Below are 24,213 nucleotides of genomic sequence, written 5' to 3'. Positions count from 1 at the left end.
CCTTTTCCCATAGAATCGTCCCATAAATCTTCGTTTTTAAGAGGATAACTTTCTTATGTAGTTGTTATTTGACAAAACCCTAACTTAACAACTTTTTAAAGACATTTGATAAATTCAAATGTCTTTTTTTGTCGATTCTCAAAAACGAAGGTTTATGAGACAGAATAGCTGTAAGTGTTTCACACGTGTGCCTTACTAACACCTAGGATACCGTGGTCTCAAAACAAAAGAAAATCATTATTTTCATCAACGCCTGAAATAGATGAAAATAACAATCGTTGTCCTTTCTAAAGCTTCCTATCACAAGCTTTGTACTAAAAAAGAGGTGATTGGGCTGAGCTTAATTTTCTTTCCAAATAGTCCCAATCTTGCTCATCTGGAAGTGGTTTTAGTAAGAAATACTCTGTTTCGATATGATAGTCAGAGAGGTAACGTGGATAATTTGTGACAACCATATCGATATGGGTCTCATTTAAGGCTTCTTTGGTCAAGTATTGTAGTGGAATAAAGGTCAAAGAATGCCGGTTTCCAAATTGACGGAGCGCGCGTATCTGGATATGCTGACAAACAAAATGATCTCCTTCTAAAAGAAAATAGACTGTTTTTTTTGAAGCGTAAAAATCGAAAATCAATTCACTATATAGCGTGAGACTCACACATACATCCTCAAGATAACTTGTGTTTAGAGCGAGCTTGTCGCGATGTTCTTCAAGAAAATGCAAATTTTTCTGGTAAAGCTCGCAATTCGAGCGCATGATTGCTTCTTTGATATCACTCATTTCTTTGTTCAAGACAGGGGTGATTTGATGGTTGAGCTTTCTTGATAGGAAAAAGGACCGCAAGAAGGTTTGGATAGTCGCTTGCTTTTCTTGTGGTACGTCTCGTCCCCTCAAAAAGAGTGCTGTCATTTCTGCAATTTCTGATCCCCGATTAAAATGCTGATAAAATTTCTGTTCTTGTTCCTCTTGATTGAATGTTCGCTTACAAAGCGTTACTAGATAGATCCAAGCAAATTCTTCTTTTGACAAATGCAAATCGTAAATACTTTCAATGTCTTCTTTTAAGGTACAAAACGCAGAAAAACCACTACACTTATAGGCAAGTTCCGCTAACTCTTCTGGAAGATCGATCGAGCAACCAAGACTGGCACGCTTGATGGCGATGTAAAACGTATAGTTAAAAGCCGCAGGCGTTACCCCCGAACCTAAATCATAATCGCCTGTTTGTCCTTGCAATTTCTCAAGGATCAACTCGTGTAACTCAGGATCTGGAATCATCGTATAGATCGTTTCAGCACCTTCATAATAAAAATCTTTGAAAAACTTCCGCAGATTTGCTTCGCTTCCTTCAATTGTTAAAGGATTGGACGTCCATTGCAAACCATAACTTTTTAATATGGGGTTACGCTGGTTAAGCAAACGGCGAAACGTACTTTCTGAGAAATGATAGTGATGGGCCAATTCATCAACTTTGGCCAGCTTTCCATGGAAAATATCGCCAATGATCTCAAATAAGCATTCATTTTTTAGTAGGTTCTGTTTTCGTTTCTTGTAAATTTCGGCTTGTTTTTCTTCGAAAATAAAGCCGCTATTTCCCGAAAGCAAGGAAATACTCTCAGCAAAATATTCTTTGATATATTTAATGTCACTGGCAATCGTACGCTGAGTCACTTGGTTTCGCTCTGCTAAATCACCAATAGTGAAAATACGGTCACGCTCTATCGTACTCAAAATTCGAAATAAGCGGCTTGTCGTTCGATTACTAATAAAAGCCATCTGTAAATCTCGCATATTTTTTCTCCTTTTTTGGTGTTTTCTTTTCTTTACTATTACACAAACAAGAGAAAAAGCGAAACATTTACGCGTTTTTTAATCATTTTTCTTAAAATTATGTACGAAAACTGATATAAATTGTAAGTTATTTTCAAATCCAAAATTGATAACTTCTGGTATGAAAGCAGCACTCTATATTATGGCTATGTACCGTCCTCTGCAATAAAATGGTCGGTGGGCTTTGACCACAGTTACTCGCTCAGAGACCAACAGTTTTTTTAATCCCATCAAAAAAACCACACCTTTCTCTCTAAGAGTCAAGTGTGGTTGATAGGTTTTATTTTTCAAATAAATACTGCGCAGTAATCGACGATTGACAATCAATCAGTTGTTCTGGGGTTCCTTCGTACAAGATTTCACCACCACGAATCCCACCATCAATGCCGACATCGATCAGCCAATCCGCTGCTTTCATGACCTCAAGGTTGTGTTCGATCACGATCACCGTGTTGCCTTTTTCCACTAGTCGTTCGATGATCGCCAAGATGCTTTTGATGTCTGCCATGTGCAATCCGGTCGTTGGTTCATCCATAATGTAGATATTGCCTTTTTTGCTTAATTCTTTTGCTAACTTCAGTCGTTGGCATTCACCGCCAGACAAGGTATTTAATGGCTGTCCGAGGGTCATGTATCCTAGACCCACAGCCAAAATATGTTTTAATTTTCTTTGGATGGCTTTTTCCTCAAAAAATTCCACCGCTTCCGTGATACTCATGGCCAGGACTTCATCGATCGATTTGCCTTTCAAACGATACTGGTAGACTTCTTCTTTAAACCGTTTGCCGCCGCAGGCCTGACACAAAACCTCGACGGAATCCATAAAGGACAGCTCCATCTTGATAGTACCATGACCCTTACACGTTTCACAGGCACCTTCGGAATTGTAGGAAAAAAGACCTGCTGAAACCTTGTTTTCTTGGGAAAACAACTTGCGAATGTCATTCATGATTCCTGAATAGGTTGCAGGATTGGAACGAATATTTCCCGCCACCGCTGATTGATCGATCGTAATGGCTTCAGGGTATTCTTTGGCAAAAACACCATTTACCAAACTGCTCTTTCCAGAACCAGCGACACCGGTCACCACCGTAAATACCCCTAATGGCACCCCCAGTGCTGTATTTTTCAAGTTATGCAGCGTTGATTTTTTCGTTTCGATAAACTGTTGGCTTCTGCGAGGGGCTTCTTTGAAATCCACCATCTGTCCAAATGCTTTGCCAGTCAGTGTATCTGAGCGCAGCAAACCTTCAAAGGTTCCTTCGTAAGTAATATAGCCGCCATTTTTTCCAGCTTTAGGACCAACATCGATAATGTGATCGGCTGCTTTAATGACATCCGGATCATGCTCCACAACGATAACGGTGTTTCCTTTGTCCCGTAGTTTGACTAACAATTCATTCAATCGATGGACATCCCTTGGATGCAGCCCAATACTCGGCTCATCAAAAATGTAGATCACATCGTTCAAGCTAGAAGACAAGTGTTTGACCATTTTTACCCGCTGGCTTTCCCCACCAGAAAGGGTCGTCGTTTCACGGTCTAAGGAAACATAATCCAACCCGATATTGATTAGATCAGTGATTCTCGCTTGGATGTTTTGAAGCAGCGGTTGGACACTCTCCTCCGAGATTTCTTGAAGAACCGTCAATAGTTCATCCACTTGCATCGCCAAAACGTCCGCAATCGAATAGCCCGCGATTTTACACGCGAGTACTTGTGGATTGAATCGTTTTCCCTGACAGTCAGGACACTTCTGCTCATTCATGAAAGAAGCGATTTTCTTCTGCGTAGTAGCGGAGCTTTCATTGCCGCCCTTGATATTGGAGCGATTAAAACGAGCGACTAAGCCTTCATAGGTGGAACTCATGCCTTCCATATACAAGGAATCGATTTTTTCTCCTTGGGCATACAAAAAGCGGTTCATTTCTTCTTCGCTATATTCTTTCAACGGCTTGTCATTGTCAAAAAAGCCCGTATTGGTGAAAGACTTCAGCAGCCAAGAGCCGACTTTGTAGCCAGGAAGCAAGATCGCCCCTTCGTTTAAGGACTTTTCAAGATCCAGTGCCTTTTCTAAATCTAAGCCAACGATGCGCCCAATCCCTTCACAAGTGGGACACATCCCATGAGGGTCATTGAAGGAGAAATTCCATGCAGGACCTAAATACGGTTGACCAAGACGAGAAAAAAGCAAGCGGATCAAAGGATTGATATCTGTGATCGTCCCTAATGTGGAGCGGGAATTGCCGCCTAAACGGCTTTGATCAACTACTACCGCCATCGAAAGATTGTCGATGGCATCGGCATCTGGCTGGCTATATTTTGGCAAAAAGTTGCGGACAAATTTCGAAAAATTCTCATTCAGCTGTCGACCAGCTTCTTGCGCGATCGTGTCAAAGACGATCGATGACTTGCCAGAACCAGAGACACCCGTGAAAATCGTGATTTTTCTTTTGGGAATCTTCAAGTCAAAGCCCTTCAAATTGTTCTGCCTGGCGTTGTGGATCGTAATGTATTCCTGCATGCTATACCCTCCCAGATTCTATTGAATTTTTACAGTGAGCGACCATTATAGCACAAACATTCTCGCTGTTTCTCGGAATTTTGCAAAAAAACTATGTTTATTTTATGTTTTGTTCTCAATGTTGGAATAGCAAGGATAGAGGGCTTATGCAATTTTTCGATAACTATTGTATAGGAAGGAATTTAGCGTGCGAACGAAGTTAGAAGATAGAGCGAAGAAGGAGTATTTTGAATGACCTTAAATTGCTAAAAGGTAAAAAAACAGTCCATTTCCCCTTGCTTGCAAAGTGAAATGGACTGTTTTCATGAAATAACCTTTAACCGTTTAAAGCCGACTATTATAGATCAACTCAATGCAGTTGACGGAAACGTTTTGATTAATGTCACCGTTTCTTCTGCCCCGTAATCCCCTTCGGCATATAAAGCAAGATACTCTTCCAACAAATAGTCAGCAAGGCCTTGGGTAGATTGCGTAAAACCAGCCTTTTCGTAAGATCTGACTGCAGGGATATTTTTTCTCGACGGCCGCATCATCAATTTTTGAATGCCGAATGTTTCATGTAAATGATCACCGAGGGTGACGATCGCATCGGTACTAAATCCTTTGCCGCAATGAGCTTCCCGATTCAACCAGATATCCAGTTCTGCTATGCCGTCTTTTAGATGAAACGAGGAGTAACTAATAAAGCCAATCGGTTCACCAGCATGTAGAATCAAAAAGCCTCTGCCATTTTGCGGTTGAGCACCAGTAAAATAATACTCTTGATAGTCCTCAAAAAACTCTGTTTCGGTGGCGATCGGTGCATTAGGATAAGAAGGTGGTCCGGAATGATATTTTGTGGTTTCAGAGTGAAAACACCATTGATAGACCGCTTCTTTATCTTTGATTTCCGCAGGGGTTAAAGTGACTTTGTTGCCTGTTAGCATGTAGCACACTCCTTTGCTTAGTTAGTATATGATAGCTGCTGTGCTTATTTTAATCAAAGGTACTTTAGAAAACAACTGCTCGCCAATTCGTTTATTAAATATAGATTTCGTTTAGGAAAACAAAAAACCAATTGCTTTCTTTCATTTTTCAAAGACTTACTATGTAGGTTACATACATAAACAAAACCGAAACAGCAGACTTCCTCTCTGTTTCGGTCTTACTTCATTAGTCTACGAAAAATTCTTCTAACACTTCTTGCATTTCATAGGCATGTGCCGATTTGTTTGAACATACCGCGATCAACAACTGCTGATCTGGGTAGTAGACGGAATGGTAGTTGACCCCTGGATCATAGCCCATCTGGATGTACTTCACCACTTTTTGTTCTACCACTTTCATCAAACCGCCATAGCCATAAAAAAATTCATCTTCCTCATGGACTTGTGGTGTCAAAAATATCTCGGTCATTGTTTTACTCAGTAATTGCCCGCTGATCAATGCATGCCAGAATTTTTCTAAGTCTTCAACTGATACATAAGCACCGCCATCCGGTCCGCCCTTGGCTGGGATGGAAAATATATTGGTCTTAAGTCCTGATTCCGTTTCAATATATCCTAATGCCGTATTGCGAGGCAACATGTCTTGGGCAAAGTAACCAGCATCTGTCATTTCTGCTTTTTCAAAAATATTCTTTCCAATATAGTCGGTAAAGTGCAAGCCGCTAACTGCTTCTACAATCACTCCTAAGAGGATGTACCCTGCATTGTTGTACTTGACCTTGCTTCCCACTGGATCAGCCATTGCTTTTTTTTGAAAAAGCGGCAAAAAATCACGGGGGGTTCGCACTCGATAGGTCGGCAAATCTTGCCAAAGTGCTTCAAAATCATCGGATACTTCTTCATCAAAATAGTCAGGGATACCAGAGGTATGTGTAAGCAAATGATGAACAGTCACAGCTGGATCAAAGTTTGGCAATACATCTGGAACACACTCCTGCAGTGTCGTGTCAAAGCTCAGTTTGCCTGCTTCAACTAATTGGCAAATGGCTAGTGCTGTAAAAAGCTTGCAACCTGAGGCAATGCCAAAACGGGTATGGGCACGATTTGGCAATTTGTCTGCATCGTTTGCATAGCCAAAAGTGCGATCCACCAAAACCTTGTCAGCTTTGACCACACGAATATTGCCATAAAAAGCGTACTCTTTTTGCTTTTGTTCTAATCTCTTATCAATTAATTGGGTATTCATTTTCTCTTCCTCCGAATGTTTCGTACAAGGACAACTTGTCGTCAACACCAGCCTACCCTTTTCATATTTGGAAACGCAACATCCTTATCTCCTCCTATCTGTTATCAGGGTATCATAGAATAAAGCGCTTCACAATGGTGTTATCTTTGTACTTTGTGTGCAAAGATACCCGACCATTCTATCCATCTGTCATTTCATGAGCAATGACAACCTATCTCATCATTTGGTCCAATGCCTCAGCAACGAACCCTACATCCGTTCCAATAATCAACTGTAAATGCTGTTCATCAATAACGACAAGTCCTGCAATTGGTGGTTGTTTAAGTGCCTTTTGATCAACGATACTTACCTTTTTTACGGCAATTCGTAAGCGCGTGGCACAGTGATCGATACTTTGAATGTTTTTGGTATCTCCTAATGCGACAAGAATTTTTCGGGCTAGCGCATGGTGATTATCTTGGCCTTCTTTTGCCTTCATTTTGGAAAAAGGAACATCATCTTTCTCTCTGCCAGGTGTCATTAGATTGAATTTTTTGATAGCAAAATAGAAAGTAAAGTAATAAACAACTGCCATCGCCGCTCCTAAACCAAGCAACATATAAGGCTTATTGGCAATAGGAACCCTCAAACTCAAAAGAAAATCAATAAAACCTGCACTGAAATTGAAACCAGCCGTCCATTGGAAAGTTGCCGCAATCATCAATGATAAACCAGTCAATCCAGCATGGATGATGTATAGCGGCCAAGCAACAAACATGAAAGAAAACTCTAAGGGTTCAGTCACACCAGTAAAGAAAGAAGCAAAGGCTGCCGCAACCATTAATGAGCCAATTTGTTTTTTCTTCTCTGGTCTCGCACATTGATAAATTGCGTAAGCACCAGCAGGTAGGCCAAACATCATCACTGGAAAGAACCCCGCCTGATACATTCCAGTCACACCTTTGACTCCTTCACTCGCCCAGAACTTGCCAATATCATCAATCCCTGCAATATTGAACCAAAAAACATTGTTTAAGGCGTGATGCAAGCCAGTCGGGATCAACAGCCGATTAAAGAACCCATATAAACCAGCACCGATGGCTCCCAAGCTGGAGATCCAACCACCAAATGACACTAATCCATTGTATACCGTTGGCCAAAGGAAAATTAAAACCGCCGATGCGATGGCCATAACCGCTGTTGTCAAAATCGGAACTAGTCGCTTGCCACTAAAAAATGAAAATGCCATTGGTAACTTGACTTGCCCAAACCGGTTATAAGTCTCAGCAGCAACGATCCCTGCCAAAATACCGATAAAAACATTTTTGTTATTGATGGCAGAAAAAGCAATATTGACCGCTTCAGCATCTATACCCTGAAACATAGCTACTACGCTCGGTGTTAGCAACGTGATCGGTGTTAAAAAAGCGACTAGTCCAGAAACAGCGGCAGCACCATCCTTATCTTTAGCCATACCATATGCCAGCCCGACAGCAAACAAAATACCTAAATTATCTAAAATCGTACTCCCAGTCATCAGTAAAAAGGCAGCAAGTAAATTGTTGCCTCCCCAACCACTAGGATCGATCCAATAGCCAATCCCCATAAAAAGTGCAGCAATTGGTAATGTAGCCACTGGCAGCATCAATGAACGCCCGATTCGTTGCATATATCCTTTCATCTCTTGATTCCTCCAACTCTGTCATTTGTGTGTTGTGTTTTTGAATCGAATACGTTTCTCATCGTTGCAAGTTTGGGTATTGCCAGATGCCTTCGATCCGCAGCAAATCACGGTACAAAACAAGGCGCTCTTGTTCCGTTGAGGTTTTGATCAGCTCTTCATTATCTGGTTCGCCAATGATATCGATTTCGTATTTGGGCTTTCCTTGTGGATGCAGCTGACCATTGATAATACGATCCGCAGTTTCAAACAAAACTTTTCCGCGGCGGACATGACTCGCAGAACTAATCACTGTGATTTTATTACTGAAATCAAGCTCATTTGCTAAATCAATTGAAAATAAGGCATTTTCAATCGTATCTGTTGCCAATGCTTCTTGAATAATTCGCTTCTCGTCAATGCCATTTTCAATCAACCATTGGTGCATCAGTTTTGCTTCCGTATTCTCTTTCTTCGGAACGCCTCCTGTAACAATGATTTTCGCTGTAGGATTTTTCTCCAAAAGTTTCAATGCATGCTCTAAGCGATTGATCAATGTTTCCTGCATTTGCCCTTCATCGTCCAAAGCATAACCAAGTAAAATAAATAAGTGATTGTCTTCATATTCTTTGATCGCAATCGGTACTTCTTGTTTGCGTACCGCTTCTATGCGTTCAAATCCGTCTTTGAATTTTTCTGTTTGGGCTTTATTTAAGGTTTCCATTTTCTTATATACTGTTTCATCAAAGGAGCCTTCTAATAAACCTGCATATACGTAATACTGAACAAGTGCTTGATAGTTTTCCGATTCTTGCTCCACCACACTTTTAAAAATCGCCACTGCTTCATCAAGTTTATTATTGATCACTTTTGTGCTAGCTAATGAGCGTCGATAATCGGTGGTGACTGGATCTAGACGTATCACTTGCTTCAGCAGTTCCTCACGTACTTCTTGATCCCCTTTAAGGGTCAATCCAGCAAAAACCTCACGTTCATTTTCCTTGAGGTTTCCCCCGTGCCAATAATAATACATTGCCTTATCTAACAAATAATCGATTCGTTCTTGTGTTGGGTTATTGTTTTCTAAAGTGCTAAACCCATCTTCCGTTTGTTCTTCTGCAGTTGCTGATGCTATACTCTGTTCTTTTTGTTCACTTGTATTGACTGTTGTATCGGAGGTTTTCGTTTGGTTCATCTCCGTGCATCCGCCCAATACGAGCATTGCGATAATCAATAAAAGATAATGGTGCATTTTTTTCATAAAAAGACCTTCTTTTCTATTTAATATTTTACTTCTGGAAGGTAAGCGGATTCAAAGGAATGAACCCGCTTGCCATGGTAAAGAAAGCGGCCCTCTCTTTAGCGAATAGAAACCTAGGCAAGTTACGCACTTCTAGTGGATAAAGCTGATCCTAGTTCGTCTGCTGTCACACTTGTTCCTTATAGACTGAGGGACAACACGAAGTGAGATTTCATCATTGCTATCTCCTCTTCTATACCGTGGACATCACTGTCTGTCTCACCTCGTCAGGTGTAATCGACTTCTTTCTAATCGTCACTAGAAAGGCGTAGGTTCTTTCTTATCGGCGCCAATAAGAAACGAAACACACGCAAAAAAAGTCATCAGACAGGAAATGTCCAATGACTTGACACAGCAAAATAAACCTCCAGCTTCCCGCGTTTTTTTCCGATAAAATCGCTGTAATCACTAGAAAAACCGCGAGATTTTCGGTACAATAAACACGTTGAGCCTTTAGGGATCAACTATGGCAACTTGATTGGTCATCCTGTTTAGAGAAGTGACTGATCAGGGCCTCGTAAGTCTGCGCCAACAGAATTACGGGGTGCCTATTTTTTTGGTTTCTATTCGCTTACATTCTATAGAATGTTTTCCAGAAAAGCAAGCGAACATGACAACAAAATTGCAAATAATGATCATAAAATATAAAAAAAAACGTTGCAATTCATTGGATTTAAACAGAAAATATTGATTAGATTGCGTATTTATCAAAAAAGGAGGACCGAATCATCCATGATTCAGTCCTCCTTTTCGCGCTAGACAAATACAAACAAAATTCCAGAACAGATCGTGCCTACCAATAGCCCACGAATACTGCCTTCCCCTTCATTGGGTAACTCAAATTTGATGATATTCACCAGCAAAGCGCCGGTGATCAAGGCTTCAATGATGACTACCAAATAGTAGGGCAATGAGACAAAGAGGGAGAACGCCGCTCCCGCGAAAATACTGAAGGAAAGCACAAAGCGCCCATATTTGTTATAAAGGGCACCATGATGGTGATAGAGCAGCCAATCGTTCATAAGAAAATGCAAACCAAAGGCAATAAAGTAGGTCAAAATGTAAAAACGCTCTGATAGCGTATTGGCAATCACGATATAGCCGATCATAATATTGTAGATCACATGAAAAGCGATATCCGACCAAAAAAAGGCGTTTTTGGCACTGGTGATGTCTTTCTTTTCTAACACCATAAACGTCCGCTCATCGATTTTGTAGATCACGTAACTGAAGACTAAGCCAAACAAAACGATGCCATAGACCCCATGACTATAAAAAATCCCCGAATCCCAACCAAATTCATCGATCAACACCGTTTGAAAATACGCCAAATGGGGCAATAGATGAACGATCGCATAGGAGATTCCTACCCCAGCGGCAAAGGAGCTCATGTATTGCACGTTTAGTTTTCTGGATGAGATAACATTTGAAAATAGATGGATGAAGATAAACCCTAAAGTGATCATGCAATTCACAAAATTGTTTGTTAAATACGTCATTGTTTTCTCCTTCTTACATTCCGTTTACAGCATCGTTTAATCGCAATTTTCAATAAAAAAGTCTTTTTAATTAGTTATTTTTGGTTATTTTCATGAAATATTCTTGTTTACTATACAGTAAGTGGGCTTGGGGGGCAATAGGTTTTTTAGGTTTTTGGGGAGAAATCTTTTTGATAGAAAACGGCCTTCATTGTTGCCGATTTTTTACCGATGATCTTGTCTTCATTTTCGGATAGGATAATCTTGTTTTTGCTCTAGCAGATACTAGGTCTAACTTCATTTTTTATCAAAAATTGCGCTTATTTGAAGTTAACTTCAAATTTCCGAAAAATTGTAACCAATTTGAAGTTATCTTCAACTTTCTCAATTATGACAGATTTTTGGCGTTCGTAACCAATCGAGATGAATTCAGAAAGCCGTTGCTGCTCCTATTCCATCAAAAAAAGAAGCAAGAACTTGCAACGTCCTTGCTTCTTTTTATTACAATTCATTATACTTCTTTTTCGAATCTTTACTTTCTTTCACCGGATACTTCATGTTGTTTTTTTCCAGCTTTTCTTTGATGATCTCATCAATATCAAGACCCAAATTGTCTGCCAGCATATAGGAATAAATCAGAACATCCGCAATTTCTTCTTTTAGATGTTCAAAATCTTGAGTGGCTTCTTCAGATGTTTTCCATTGAAAAATCTCCAACAATTCGGCGGCTTCGATGGAGATAGAAATAGCTAGATCTTTTTCATTATGAAATTGTCGCCAATTGCGATCATCTCGGAATTTATTGATCCGTTCCATTGAAGAGGGTTGGTTTTGCATGGTAGGCCTGGCTCCTTTCGTTTTGTAGGGTTAAGAGTTTTTGGATGATTGGTTTTTATCATCTCTGAATGGTTGGCGAATAGTTATCCATCCCTTTTAATACGAACTCTGATTTCATATAGTCTTGTAAGTGGTTGGTTATAGAGTTATTTCTCCGTGGCTCACTTGTTTTTGTATGTTGTTGTATTGAAAAATGCTTTCACATAAAATACATGTTTACAATACAAAGGAATCGAATACTATTGATTCTAGTATAGCATTGTGATCTTTGTTCTTAAAGCATTTGACGGATGAAGAGCACTGAAAAATCTTGTTCGCCAATCCTTTTTCAAAATCACTTGATGAAACCAATCAGCAATATTCCTCCAAGTATGCAAGCTCCCCCCAAACTCAATAAAAGAAATTCTTTACGCTTTTTCTTCTGCTTGAAAACCAACAATCCGCCATACATGGAAATCAAAACAGCAAATTGTGAAAAAGTGAAACTCTTCGCTACCCCTAGCATTGGAATCATTAAAAATAGACTAATGTTCGCCATACTCCATGCAATGCCCGTACTAATATTTTTTCTGATTTGCTGCCAATCAATTTCTCTTTGTTTAGAAAAAGCAAAAACAGCTGATGCACTCCACATACCTATTGCTTGCGGAAATAATATATCTGAGCCGCTTACTTGAAATGCCTGCGGCAAAACTACATATACGGTTAAAGCCGCAGAGGAAAGCAACAAAAAAGCAACTGCTTTTCGGTTTGTCCGCTTTTGATTCTCTAATGTTTGTTTCTCTTTCCATGACGTCAGCCATATACCAAGTACAATCAGAGATATTCCTCCGCTGCCAATCAGCCACATGGAAACATTTGTCCACTCTTGGAAAAAGAAGGCGGCAACAAAGGTTGTCCCTATTAGTTGAGTACCATTAGAAATAGGCATCGCTTCTGATACCGGTAAAAATTGAAACGAGTAAAATTGGAAGTATTGTCCAATCGCCCAAAAACATCCAGAAATAAATGCGATCATGACGGAAATATTCGTAAATTCTGGTTTTATAAGAAAAGTAAATAACAAGCTGACTGACACAGCAGCAGTTGTCGTTCCAACTAACTGATTAATTGGTTTGGCTCGAGTCAGCTTCGCAATAAGCGGCATGACACCCCAGCCTATCGCTGGTAAAAAATAAAAGAATATCATCATTTCTCCTATAATATACGCTTAAGAAAAGACTGAGCGAAAAACTCAGCCTTTTCTTGCGTTTTTAAAATTGATAGCAATCGTCTTGTATCGATACTTGTTGATTTGTTTTCAGCAGTTTTCCTTTCGAAAGATCAGGTGAAACAACGATGATAGTTGCATCTTTTTTTGCTTCAACCAGTTGTTGCAAATCCATCTCAGCTAATAAAGTACCACAATGCACTTTCTGACCGGTGGTGACGTGAATAGAAAAAGGTGCCCCTTTTAGTTCAACCGTATCAATCCCCATATGGATCAAAACTTTCTCTCCTGATTTACTGCCAATTGTTATTGCATGATACGTTGGAAAAATATTTTCGATCATTCCTTCAACGGGAGAATGGACATGACCGTCATGACCGATGATTGCATAGCCCTCCCCCATCATTTTCGAGGAAAACACTTGGTCTTTTACAGCTGCCAAAGGAATAATTTGACCTTTTGCCACAGCTCTCAACACTTTTTTTTCTTTAAAAAAGAGCACGTTCTATCACCTCTACTTTAATTCAGGCCAATATTCTTTATTTGCCTCAATCATTTCATCTAAGATTTTTTTAGCCACTCGCGCATTCGGAACCGTCTGATTCAATGTGAATGCCTGTAATGCTTTTTGATAAGACCCTTCAAAGTAAGCATCAACAAGGAGCTTTTCAGCAGCCACTTGCGCCTCCATTAATCCCTTGTGAAAATCACAAATCGGTTCTCTCAGTGCAATCGGCTCCACTCCCGTTGCTCCCACGTAAGCAGGCACCTCAACTACGGCATCCGAACGCAGATTAGGAATCGCTCCTTGATTGGGCACGATCAGCATAAATCGGCGCCGTTCATCATTTAATAAAGATGTCGCCATATCCACAATGTATTGTCCATGCTCACCAAAGTTAAAATTTAAGACATCTTCTTTCTCTCCGCGTCGGATTTTATCTGCCATTTCTTTGGTATTTTTCTCACGGCCATCCATCACCATATTTGCTCGCGTGTATTTTTTGTCTGTGTGCTCTACAACCATATCTGGATACAAATAATACTCTAAGTAATTGTTAGGGATATTGTTTGGAAAATTTCTCGTGATGACTGACATCATTTGAAACGCTTCTTGCCAAGTTTTATCCCCCGCATTAAAGTCAGCAACCTGCATTTCTTGTGTTGTCAGCTTTTCAATAATTTCCGGCATGATTTCTCGTTTTAGCTCTTTATCATAGATAGAGGTATACCAACCAAAATGATTTAACCCATAATATGTCGGTATCCAATTTTCACGGTTGTAGCCATAGTTGACGGCAATCGTTTCTTCGATCGAGATGGTCATGTCGCATGCATTGATCATTTTCGCATTTGGGTACGTTCTGCGAACCGCTTCAGAGACGATCGATTCTGGATTTGTATAATTCAAGATCCATGCTTCAGGTGCATAGTCTTGCACATAACCGACGATCTCTAGCAATCCTTTCATTGAACGCATGCCGTACGCAAAACCGCCTAATCCACAAGTTTCTTGTCCAACTAGCCCATGATTCAAGGGGATTTTTTCGTCTTTTTCTCTCATTTTCATTCCGCCAACACGAATCTGTGAGAATACAAAGTCACAGCCAGTAAACGCATGCTTAGGATCTTCTGTTGAAGTGATCTGAACATCTGAAAAGCCCTCATTTTTCAGCATAAACTGAATAATCAAGTACATATCTGCATTTCGTTCTGCATCAATATCATATAAACGGATTTCAGCTAACGGTAAACGTTGTGCATTATTTAAAATTGCCTGAACAATTCCTGGTGTATAAGTACTTCCGCCTCCAGCGATGGTAATGATTTGTTTTTTCATCCTATTTTCTTCCTTTCTATTGTTCCAATAATTTATCAAATTCAGCCATTACATATGTCACTTCTAACCCAATGATCACTTGATAGTTTTTTTCAGTTGGCTTGATAATCCCGCTCACGCCTAATTGCTTGATTCTTTGTTCCTCTACCATTGAAGAATCAGCAACTTCAACACGCAAGCGTGTGTTGCAGCTATATGCATCCAAAATATTGGTTTTTCCGCCAAACGCTTGGAGCATTTTTTTTGCCATGTATTCATAATTTTTGCTCGCCAATCCCAACTCTGTTTCCTCTGGGGATATTTCTTCCCCAAATTTTGTCGCAGTTTCTCGACCCAATGTCTGGATATTTCTCGCTTTAATCAAATAATAAAAGGTAAAGTAATACAAGGCGAAAAAGACGAGCCCGATTGGAAGGATCAGAATAGCATTTGTCGCGATTCGGAAATTAATAAGATAATCTACAATACATGCTCCGAAAGTGAAACCAATTCGTATATTAAACAAATAACAGACGATCCCTGCTAGCCCAGCGAAAAAGGCATGGATCACATACAGCATGGGGGAGAGAAACATAAAGCTGAACTCAACAGGCTCTGTAATATTGGCAATAAACGAGGTGGCAGCACCGCTTCCCATGATTCCTTTAACCATCTCTTTGTTTTCTTTATACGCTGCTTTGTAAATCGCTAAGCAGATAGCTGGTATTCCAAACATCATCACCACAAAAAAACCTGATAAAAACAATCCTGCCTGCGGATCGCCATTAATAAAGCGTGTCATTTCCCCTCGGAAAACTTCCCCGCTAGGCGAAGTATAGCTTCCTAAATCGTAATATACATAGGTGTTCAAAACGTGATGCAAGCCAAAGGGAATCAACAATCGATTTAAAAACATAAAAATCCCAACACCGAGTGCCCCCATGTCAACCAGCATTTTGGCAAAATTGTCGATACCCATTTGTATGATCGGCCAAACCAAACCGAAAACAACCGCTGAGATCGTCTGTAAAATCATGACCATCGTCAAAGGAAATTTTTCACCCGCAAAATAAGAGAAAACCATCGGTAATTTTTGTTCCTTAAAGCGGTTATAAGTCCAAGCGGCAATCAGTCCGGAAATGATGCCCCCAAAAATACCCATACTTACTGCTGGATTCATAATCTCCAACCCTTTTTTCAAGGTAGCTATTGCTAAGAAACCAGTAAGTGCTGGTATTCCTTTGTCTTTGGTTTTAGCAAAACCAATTGCGACCCCAATCGCAAACAAGATATCCAAATTGCCGAAAACTGCATTGCCGGCCGCTCCCAAAACGGGAATATTCAACATGTCGTCAGCTGATAGCCGCATGATCAATCCTGCTAGAGGCATTGCTGCAACTGGCAACAACATTGCCCGCCCCAACTTTTGTACATTTGCTTTAAAATTCGTCATTATTACATTCCTCCTATATTAAATTGTTTTATACGTAGTTAATTCAATCAACGGATCTTTCTTTACTTTCTGGGTAAACGGCGAATGAATCAAAAATTCAACCTGCTTCATGCGAGGATAAATGAAACTTGATCCCTCTAATAACTCCTGATCCAAATAAGCGGTGTGGCACATGACTTCGATCGTTTGGTCTTTTTGAAGCTTCTTATGCAAATCCTTCAAATAGTCTTCAATAGACGTACTGATTTGTCTTTTCTTCACCTCTTTTTCTCCCACGTCGTCAAAATACGGCTCAAAATAATCGACATGCCGTACTTCTTCACTTCTCTCAAAGTTTCCTCTGACGGGTAAATCATATTTTTGGGCTAAAGCAATCACTACTTCCTGATTGCTGCCAAAAGAATGCGTATGGTGATGACTATCTAAGTGCGTAGGCAAGATCCCAGCTCGATATACTTTTTGAATCTGAGCATTCCATTCTTGATAGAGCTGATCTTGGTCAATAGCAAATGGTTGCTGATAAAACTTCAACGGTCTAAATCGGCCACCTTCTGTTAGACTATCAACGTTTTCCAAAAGTGGTTTTCCGCATGTTAGGGTCAAATGAACCCCTACTCCTAGACCCGGCACCTCCTTTTTTAGTTTCACTGCATGTTCAAAACCAGGCATGTTTGCCATCAATGTTGTCGAGGTGAGGATCCCTCGCTGGTAGGCATCTAAAATGCCATAATTAACACCATAGCTGTAACCAAAATCATCCGAATTAAAAATTACTTTTCCCATTTCATTCTTCCTTTCTTTTTCCGCTAAAAAAGCGCAACCAAATGAGCATAGCTTGTTTGCTATGTTTCATTCGGTTGCGCCTACCAACTAGTTACGCCCGGATTCACTTATTTAATAGATTCGTGCTAAATGAATGGCTAAATAAATAACTTCATTCTCTTGAACCGCCAGCTGAAACTGATTTTCAATGATCTCCTTGATTTTTAAAGCTGCTTGGTATGCTTTGCTACTCTTAAAAGTTTTCGTAAAAAAGCCAAAATTTTCTTCTGGAGAGGCTTCGTTATAAATCAAACGCTTGACCAAGAACTTGATATGGATCATCAAGCGATGATACATCAGTGATTCTTTATCAAAGTTTTCCAAATAAGATTTTTCTAAATAGCTCAAGATCGTTGTCGTCATTTCTAATATTTTCAAACTGTTCAAGCTATTGAGCTCACCTAATTCCGCATTTATAATGTGCATCGTGATAAATCCGACCTCATTTGCACCCAATTCCGTTTGGTACTGGCGATTGATCCGTTCAACTACCTCGACAGCTGTATCATATTCGGTTGGATAAAGAAGTTTCATTTCTGGCAGCATAATGGCAGTTACATGACTGTCTTCTCTTTTTCTTTGAACGGCAAAATACATATGATCTGTCAATGTAATATAGATATTGGAATCTAATGGAGAGCTGATCCTAGTGGAAATCAGTTGAATCATTTCTTCAGTAAACTCAATAAATTCTATCGGGATTTGTGCAGCGATCTCACTAAATCGCTTTGTTTTTTCTTTTGAATCCAATGTGAAAATTTTATCTGCAAACACTGGATCAAATGGCTGATTGACTACCGCTGAAAACCCAAGACCTTTCCCCATTGCTATTTTTTCTACTCCTTCATCATCAATCAAAACGGCATTATGATTCAGTTTTTTTACCACAAACATTGATTGGCCCCCTTTCCGCATAGTTCTTCAAAATTAGAAGAACTATTTTTCTGAAACTATCGAGTTATTTTCAAACAATAAAAAACGACCAAAGAAAGAACCCTTTCTTCGGTCGTGCCTAATTTAATAGTAGCACCCTATCACTTATGGACACAGTTTAGCATACTATGAAACCGGTATCAAGGGTGAATTTATTTTTTTATATCTTTTGTTAGTTTTCAGAAATGGTTGCCGCCGTTCTCCTGTCGGTCAACAAATGCATGCTCGAAATCCTAATATCATTGCAGACTTCTTACTATATGCGCATATCGTCTGGCTGAGGGTAAAAAGCAGATAATAAATGGATGCAGATAGCGCCCACTAAGTTCAGCAAATGGTTGAATTGTCTAATATGAGATAAGAATCGGTAAAAAAGCCCAACGCAATTTGAGAATAAAATTTCAATCAATCCGGCAATGAATATTGGCTTCTGTGAGAATTTTCTTTCTGTTAACATCACAAATAAAACAAGCACAACAACCAAAACAGATTAAATATATCTGGCAATATGGTAGAAACTACATTGAGCAAGGTTCTTCCTCTTCGCTCCATTGTTTCAGTATTCATATAAGAATTAATGAATTGTTTTAAATAATTGTTTAAATCAAATGTCCTATTTAAGAAATAAAGTACAACAAAAGCGGCTAACATGATAAAAATCCAAAAAGTGAAGTGTGCACCTTTCCTCTCTCGTTGATAGATTTCTACTGCTTGCTTTGTGAACAACGATAGTAACAACAATGACGGCAAAACAAAAAAGTAGTTTTTTTTGTGAATAAAACATAAAGATCGTAATAGAGATATGACTTAAGTGTTTTATAATTCCATCTTTAAATCTAGTTACTCTAGCTAAGTTCAATAAATTGACATAAGCTTTGAACGAACTACGTAAAAATTTTTTCGATAACACTTGACTTACATATTTAAATTTTTTAAATCTTCTCTTTGAAATCCAAGAACGACATAAGAATAGCTTTGAAAAGTATGGGTGGTAATTTATTCTAAGAATGTTGAACTATCTACTAATTTTAGGGATCCTTGTAAAAACTCTATAAAGGCACTTGCATTTAGTTTAGATGTAATGTTTTAATTTCACTGCGTTTTTAGTGCTCCTTCTTGTAGAGATGAAGTTTGTGATCAATTTTCCAATTCAAATAAAAACTCTATTTTCAATATAATCTGGTTACACATTATTAAAAATATTTTCAAAATCAAGTTTTGCATCATCGAATTCCCCCCCTAAAACACCACGTAGTATAGTGTGTAATAAATCAATTTTTCTTTTATTTGTATTGCTAGACCTTAATATTTCATCAAATGATGAAAGTAGCTGTTTAGATATCTATCCCTCTACTTCTGAAAAACTTCGTATGCTAAATTGTCATAAACGAATCATTTTTTCAATCACCCATTCCACTTTGGATATCCCTATGATAGTGAATTTCCTGGCCTTAAAAAGACAACTAGATAAAAAAACTACATTGTCACTACGAGCGTATTTACTAACACTTCAAGTTCTTTTTTGTAATATTTTTCCATAACAAACTCCAGGATTTTTGTTTTTTCTAAAATATTGTTAGTACAAAATTTATTACTTTGAATAAAATAACTATCATTTTCCTGACTAATAATCTTTATACTTATCTTTAAACCTATCATAAAATACTTCTAAATTATTTATATAATCCATTATTGTTTCTTTTGCTGGAAGTTCTATATCAATATATTTAATTTGTCTGTCTTCTAAATATTTTAGCATTTCGCCATATCTCCTAAATTCTTCAAAATTCCAAGCAAACCCCCGTTTGTTTACCAATGCCAAAGGTTTCATATAATTATTTGAGATTAATATTGTTGCTGTATATGAGGTATTGTAAAAAGAATCTTCCTTAGTTTCTTTACAAATTATTACACCATCCACACTTTCATAATAAATTTCTAACAATTGGTAAAGTATGCCTATTTCAGTTGTCTCTAGCTCTATATATTGATATTTTTTTGAAAACGCAACCCATTTTTTAGGCTCATAATATTTTGCTAGTTCTTTTTTCAGAGTTCCACTTTGTTCATCCTTGTTAGAAACCGTATAATTTACAACCACTTCTTTAACTCTGTTTAACACACTATTTAGCACATTATTTGAAGAAAAATATCCTTCTTGAATTTCCAATAATTCTTGCTCAGTTATGTAACTATTTATGTTAGCAATTTCTAGTACTTCATGAATAAAATCAATTGCTATCTCATTAAGTGCTTCAGGTAAATCCATAATATACTCATTTGTTATAATTTCTATCAGTATTTCAAATGAATGGACATTTTTACTACTTATACTACCATTTTTATTTCTTCTTTCCTTTAGACTATAATAATTGTTATAGTCTTTTTTTAGTTTGATAATCTCACGAAAATTCCCTTTTGTTTCATAGTAGATACTTTGCAGTGTCTTAAGACTACTAATTTTTAATAGTTTAGGGACTACTAAAATGAATTCTTGCCAATTCAGCCTTGGTAAAAAAATATATTCACGAATCAAATTATCTAAAGCAGAGTATTTTTTGTCATATTTTAAATTGACATATTTTTGACTATCTACAACTAAAAAAAAGATAACTGGGCTTTCAACTAGAACAATCTTATTTTCTTCAATAAAATATTCGAGACTGATGTCATCAAGTTTATCCAACTCATCTAACACAACTACTATTGAGAAATCATCAGAAAAAATAGAGAGTAAATTTACAACTTCTTTTACAGTTTCTTCTCTTCTTTGTCTAGGGGATTTTATCCTTCTATTCCTAATTTCATTTTTACTTAACTTTATACTATTAGTATCAAAACTTACTTTTGAAAAAATAGATTCTGAAAATAATGCTTTAATCCCTAAAAAAAAATTCGAAGTAGATGTTTCGCGCTCACCACGAATTTCTTCTTCAACTTCTTCTAAATAAATATCAAACAATACTTTTTCTTTTATATTTTCTATCCTATTCAAAATTTCTTTATTCAGTTTTTCAGCATTTTTTATATATATTTGTTCTAAAAAAAGAATCAGTTCTCGCAATAAATCTGTATTCTTATTAACAACATTTAAGTGCAGAAAATACTCACTTTCGGCTACTATAATTCCATGGTTTTGAGCACATGTTCTAGTACTTTGATTTTCAATTGAGTTCAGTAAAGATGTTTTCCCAGAGCCTCTGTCCCCACCTATAACATAAATTCCTGTTGAAAATTTTTTTACGATATCCTCTATATTAGAGATTTTCCCTGATAATGTTGCTGGATAAAAGCCTTCACTTTTTATTTTACTTAGAGGTTTCATGTCCTGAATATTCATTTAGATCACCTTCACTTTTTATTTTATTGAATCAATAAAGTCCTTTAGTTTATTTATGTATCAAAAAATATTAATAATAATTAACGAGGTATTTCACTGCCTCTTACAATAAAATTTTGTTTAAATAAATTGTATTAAACCTCGGCCTTTTTACATCATTTACTATTTTGTCAGAAAAAAGATGTATCATATAAAATACATCTTTCAATTATTATAATTTCAAATTAATTACTCAAATCAACAACTTTTTTATTCATCAATCAAAAGTATTGATATCCTAAATTAGGTATAATACATCTAAAGAGGACCAATACCTTTTTATAAACAAGTTTAACAAACTTTATTTTACACAAGCTCCTAATGATTGGTTATAAAATATTTTCAACAAAATGATTTCGAAAAAGTTACATTACATGCTTTTCGTCATATTCATACGAGTTTACTTTTTGAATCAAGAGCTAGTATCAAAGAGTTTCAAGATCGATTAGGACACAAATATATATATAATACGATGAGAATATACGCTCATTTCCAGCAGAAAAAGTAAAAGAATCTGGCAAAAGATTTTCTAATTACGTCAATATGTGACGTCGTATTCCATTTATTCATGTAAATAAAAAAGTCTCTAAGCATTGATATATCAATACTTAGAGATTGTGTCTATATATTCTCTGCAGACCCTTCCATATTGAAATCAACTTCTCAACCAGTGTCATTCATTGCCAAACAAAACAATTAAGATGATTCATAGTAGTTAAATGAGTCAGTATTTATCAATGATTATCTAACTAACATGGTCAAAATCTGGTCAATTATATATATGTTATTGTGAACAATTAACGAACTAATCTGAATGATTAGTTCGTTTTACTATCTATACTTCTAATAAAAAACTCAGAGAAGTACTTTTGCTTGATAGTTTCTACTAGCTCTCTGTTTCTACTTAGTCGTACTTTTGCTTTTTCCAAGTACCTACTGTCTAGTTCTCTATTGGCAAGTTCGATAGAAATTGCTTTTTTTTGAGGAGATATTTTTAAGAGTTCTTCATAATTTTTATTGAGAATTGTATCTTCAATGTTTGTTATAATATCTTTCTCTTTAGTGGCTATTTTCAAATCAGTTAACCAGTCTTTAATTTCATTAATCATTTCATCTCCTGATTGGATTTTATTTACCCTGTAATTTGAAATGATGTTATCTAAATATTTTTTTGTTATCTGCCCAACTATCTCTTCTTTTTCTTGGTTAACTTTTTCAAAAAACTTTGTAACAAAATTATTTATTCTCTGCTCTACATCAGAAAAATTAGGTTCTAATACATTACTAATTGTTTCCCTCGTAAAGAAAATCATCTCTATTTCATTAAAAGGTAAAGTATAAACATTATCACTTTTATATTTTAATATCTGATCTTCACTCATTAAGTCTGAATCAATAATTCCATAAGCGCAATTGTTATCCAACACCGGAGAATTATTATATGCTCTTGTGTATTCAATGACTTTAGTATGACCACCAACAGGGCACACTACAACTTCTTCTCTAAACAAATTACTATAAACAAAATAATCATGTGAATTTTTATCTCCTTCACAAAAAAGTATAGGGATCCTTGCTCCCAATATTTCTGAAAGTAACCCTTTTGGAAATTCGTTGACTAAATCACCTTCATACTCTACACGCTCAATATTCCAACTATCAGGATATGTAAATTGTTTACACCAGAGCATATCCACATTAGAACGACTAACTATAAAATCTATTACATGAGATATGTAAATAAACTTGCAATCCTGTCTATATGATTCTAGTGTATCCCATAACCTGCTAAAATTTGATACATTTAAAAACGTTTCCGGTTCATCAACCACTATAAAACTGTTAGGTTCTGCTAAAAAAATTTGACAAACATAATAAAGAATTGCTTTCTCACCATCACTTAATGAGTTTATCGAATATATCTGATTATTTTTTTTAGGATTCAATATTCGATTAGTCGTATCTAATTCAAAAACAATATCAGGGATAAGTGATTGCCATAATTTATTAATTTTGAATAAGATTGTATTATCTCTATTAGATTCTGATAATTCACCTTCATCAAATATCTTATTTACTTCTTGAACTTGCTCATTTGAAATAACTGTTACTAATCTAGAAAATAACTCAGATAAATCATTCATGAACTCTCTAACTTCATAATCTTGTATTATCGTAGTAAATTTGCCCTTTCCAATGAAGTTAGTTTGCTGTATGTTTCTCATTTTTTCTTTATCCGTTAAATGCAATGAATTTATTTGCCTATTATAAAACAAAAATTTCTGTGCTGGTATTACAACAATATTATTAGACATACTATCTTTTAAAAAACTAGCAAAACTTGACTTACCAGCACCATTCCCACCAACTAACACAACATTTTTTTCACGAATCAATGACAAATAATCAATTCGATTCAAGTCAGTTAACAAGCTATTTATGATATTTTGAATAAAGTTATATTTTTCTAATAAATCAGAATAATAATTAGTTTCATACGATATAACCTGAATATAAAAATTATTCGTTATTTCATCAATTAATGTGCTTAATTGAACATTACTGCTTTCAACTGAAATATTACTTTTCTCAAGCTTCTCGATTATTGATAATATACTCATTTCCAACTTTTTGGTATCTATATTTTCTTTAAGTACTTCATCAGTTATTCCACTAATTTCAGTGCTTACATTTTTTAAAGATAGTATTATTTTATTGACTCTCTCTTTAATTTCCATCTTATGCTCCTTAAATTTTTTTCGTTACCATTAATACTTTTATACTAGTTCGTTTTAAATTATTTAAAGCTAAAATTGAT

The 24,213-nt window shown here is 36.8% G+C and carries 16 protein-coding genes and 1 pseudogene; 1 reads left to right on the top strand and 16 read right to left on the bottom strand.

Features of this window, described 5'->3' with window-relative positions:
* Positions 1-314: 314 nt before the first annotated feature.
* The 15 genes and pseudogenes from IGI78_RS02885 to IGI78_RS02815 form a co-directional block, all read right to left on the bottom strand.
* A complete protein-coding gene (locus tag IGI78_RS02885) occupies positions 315-1,790 on the bottom strand; it encodes a helix-turn-helix domain-containing protein (RefSeq protein ID WP_195265267.1) in 1,476 nt (491 codons plus the stop codon).
* 319 nt (positions 1,791-2,109) lie between these two features.
* Positions 2,110-4,353, bottom strand: a complete 2,244-nt coding sequence (locus IGI78_RS02880) for an ATP-binding cassette domain-containing protein (protein ID WP_430618370.1) — start codon at positions 4,351-4,353, stop codon at positions 2,110-2,112.
* Positions 4,354-4,697: 344 nt separating this feature from the next.
* The gene (locus IGI78_RS02875) at positions 4,698-5,279 is read right to left on the bottom strand and encodes a GNAT family N-acetyltransferase (protein ID WP_430618368.1); all 582 of its coding nucleotides are present in this window, start codon (positions 5,277-5,279) and stop codon (positions 4,698-4,700) included.
* Positions 5,280-5,505: 226 nt separating this feature from the next.
* Complete coding sequence (locus IGI78_RS02870; protein WP_016609672.1) at positions 5,506-6,525, bottom strand: serine hydrolase domain-containing protein; 1,020 nt, start codon at positions 6,523-6,525, stop codon at positions 5,506-5,508.
* 214 nt (positions 6,526-6,739) lie between these two features.
* A pseudogene (nagE, locus tag IGI78_RS02865) lies at positions 6,740-8,185 on the bottom strand (N-acetylglucosamine-specific PTS transporter subunit IIBC); the annotation flags it as partial.
* A gap of 58 nt (positions 8,186-8,243) precedes the next feature.
* Entirely contained in the window at positions 8,244-9,425 is a 1,182-nt protein-coding gene (locus IGI78_RS02860; protein WP_430618366.1) for an ElyC/SanA/YdcF family protein, read from the bottom strand.
* A 794-nt stretch (positions 9,426-10,219) separates the two neighbouring features.
* A complete protein-coding gene (locus IGI78_RS02855; RefSeq protein ID WP_008377866.1) occupies positions 10,220-10,963 on the bottom strand; it encodes a hypothetical protein in 744 nt (247 codons plus the stop codon).
* Positions 10,964-11,443: 480 nt separating this feature from the next.
* Positions 11,444-11,779 (bottom strand): nucleotide pyrophosphohydrolase, encoded by a 336-nt coding sequence (locus tag IGI78_RS02850; protein ID WP_195265275.1) that lies wholly within the window; start codon positions 11,777-11,779, stop codon positions 11,444-11,446.
* 334 nt (positions 11,780-12,113) lie between these two features.
* A complete protein-coding gene (locus IGI78_RS02845) occupies positions 12,114-12,971 on the bottom strand; it encodes a GRP family sugar transporter (protein WP_086293965.1) in 858 nt (285 codons plus the stop codon).
* A gap of 61 nt (positions 12,972-13,032) precedes the next feature.
* Complete coding sequence (locus tag IGI78_RS02840) at positions 13,033-13,491, bottom strand: PTS glucose transporter subunit IIA (protein ID WP_015508942.1); 459 nt, start codon at positions 13,489-13,491, stop codon at positions 13,033-13,035.
* 12 nt (positions 13,492-13,503) lie between these two features.
* Positions 13,504-14,829 (bottom strand): maltose-6'-phosphate glucosidase, encoded by a 1,326-nt coding sequence (locus IGI78_RS02835; RefSeq protein ID WP_195265277.1) that lies wholly within the window; start codon positions 14,827-14,829, stop codon positions 13,504-13,506.
* Between the two features lie 16 nt (positions 14,830-14,845).
* A complete protein-coding gene (locus IGI78_RS02830; RefSeq protein ID WP_167822133.1) occupies positions 14,846-16,261 on the bottom strand; it encodes a PTS transporter subunit EIIC in 1,416 nt (471 codons plus the stop codon).
* Positions 16,262-16,279: 18 nt separating this feature from the next.
* Positions 16,280-17,044, bottom strand: coding sequence for a carbohydrate deacetylase (locus IGI78_RS02825; RefSeq protein ID WP_195265279.1), 765 nt, complete (start codon positions 17,042-17,044; stop codon positions 16,280-16,282).
* 111 nt (positions 17,045-17,155) lie between these two features.
* The gene (locus IGI78_RS02820; protein ID WP_034868804.1) at positions 17,156-17,977 is read right to left on the bottom strand and encodes a PRD domain-containing protein; all 822 of its coding nucleotides are present in this window, start codon (positions 17,975-17,977) and stop codon (positions 17,156-17,158) included.
* 1,663 nt (positions 17,978-19,640) lie between these two features.
* Positions 19,641-21,356: a P-loop NTPase fold protein gene (locus IGI78_RS02815; RefSeq protein ID WP_430618362.1), complete on the bottom strand. Its 1,716-nt coding sequence runs from the start codon at positions 21,354-21,356 to the stop codon at positions 19,641-19,643.
* A gap of 364 nt (positions 21,357-21,720) precedes the next feature.
* Here IGI78_RS02815 and IGI78_RS02810 point away from each other — a divergent pair, with 364 nt between their 5' ends.
* Positions 21,721-21,903, top strand: coding sequence for a tyrosine-type recombinase/integrase (locus tag IGI78_RS02810; RefSeq protein ID WP_229045556.1), 183 nt, complete (start codon positions 21,721-21,723; stop codon positions 21,901-21,903).
* Between the two features lie 310 nt (positions 21,904-22,213).
* On the opposite strand, the gene IGI78_RS02805 is transcribed toward IGI78_RS02810, so the two are convergent.
* Positions 22,214-24,133, bottom strand: coding sequence for a DUF4435 domain-containing protein (locus tag IGI78_RS02805; protein WP_195265283.1), 1,920 nt, complete (start codon positions 24,131-24,133; stop codon positions 22,214-22,216).
* Between the last annotated feature and the right edge of the window lie 80 nt (positions 24,134-24,213).

Origin of the sequence: Enterococcus sp. DIV1767, from assembly GCF_050542585.1 — a bacterium.
Classification (GTDB): domain Bacteria; phylum Bacillota; class Bacilli; order Lactobacillales; family Enterococcaceae; genus Enterococcus_D; species Enterococcus_D innesii.
The sequence above is the reverse complement of the archived record's forward strand: the minus strand, read 5'-3'. Positions and strand labels throughout refer to the sequence as shown.

Bases quoted from the DNA above. Each gene is read 5' to 3' on its own strand.
- IGI78_RS02885 (WP_195265267.1), bottom strand. From the start codon at position 1,790: ATGCGAGATTTACAGATGGCTTTTATTAGTAATCGAACGACAAGCCGC.
- IGI78_RS02880 (WP_430618370.1), bottom strand. From the start codon at position 4,353: ATGCAGGAATACATTACGATCCACAACGCCAGGCAGAACAATTTGAAG.
- IGI78_RS02875 (WP_430618368.1), bottom strand. From the start codon at position 5,279: ATGCTAACAGGCAACAAAGTCACTTTAACCCCTGCGGAAATCAAAGAT.
- IGI78_RS02870 (WP_016609672.1), bottom strand. From the start codon at position 6,525: ATGAATACCCAATTAATTGATAAGAGATTAGAACAAAAGCAAAAAGAG.
- IGI78_RS02860 (WP_430618366.1), bottom strand. From the start codon at position 9,425: ATGAAAAAAATGCACCATTATCTTTTATTGATTATCGCAATGCTCGTA.
- IGI78_RS02855 (WP_008377866.1), bottom strand. From the start codon at position 10,963: ATGACGTATTTAACAAACAATTTTGTGAATTGCATGATCACTTTAGGG.
- IGI78_RS02850 (WP_195265275.1), bottom strand. From the start codon at position 11,779: ATGCAAAACCAACCCTCTTCAATGGAACGGATCAATAAATTCCGAGAT.
- IGI78_RS02845 (WP_086293965.1), bottom strand. From the start codon at position 12,971: ATGATGATATTCTTTTATTTTTTACCAGCGATAGGCTGGGGTGTCATG.
- IGI78_RS02835 (WP_195265277.1), bottom strand. From the start codon at position 14,829: ATGAAAAAACAAATCATTACCATCGCTGGAGGCGGAAGTACTTATACA.
- IGI78_RS02830 (WP_167822133.1), bottom strand. From the start codon at position 16,261: ATGACGAATTTTAAAGCAAATGTACAAAAGTTGGGGCGGGCAATGTTG.
- IGI78_RS02825 (WP_195265279.1), bottom strand. From the start codon at position 17,044: ATGGGAAAAGTAATTTTTAATTCGGATGATTTTGGTTACAGCTATGGT.
- IGI78_RS02820 (WP_034868804.1), bottom strand. From the start codon at position 17,977: ATGTTTGTGGTAAAAAAACTGAATCATAATGCCGTTTTGATTGATGAT.
- IGI78_RS02815 (WP_430618362.1), bottom strand. From the start codon at position 21,356: ATGAATATTCAGGACATGAAACCTCTAAGTAAAATAAAAAGTGAAGGC.
- IGI78_RS02805 (WP_195265283.1), bottom strand. From the start codon at position 24,133: ATGGAAATTAAAGAGAGAGTCAATAAAATAATACTATCTTTAAAAAAT.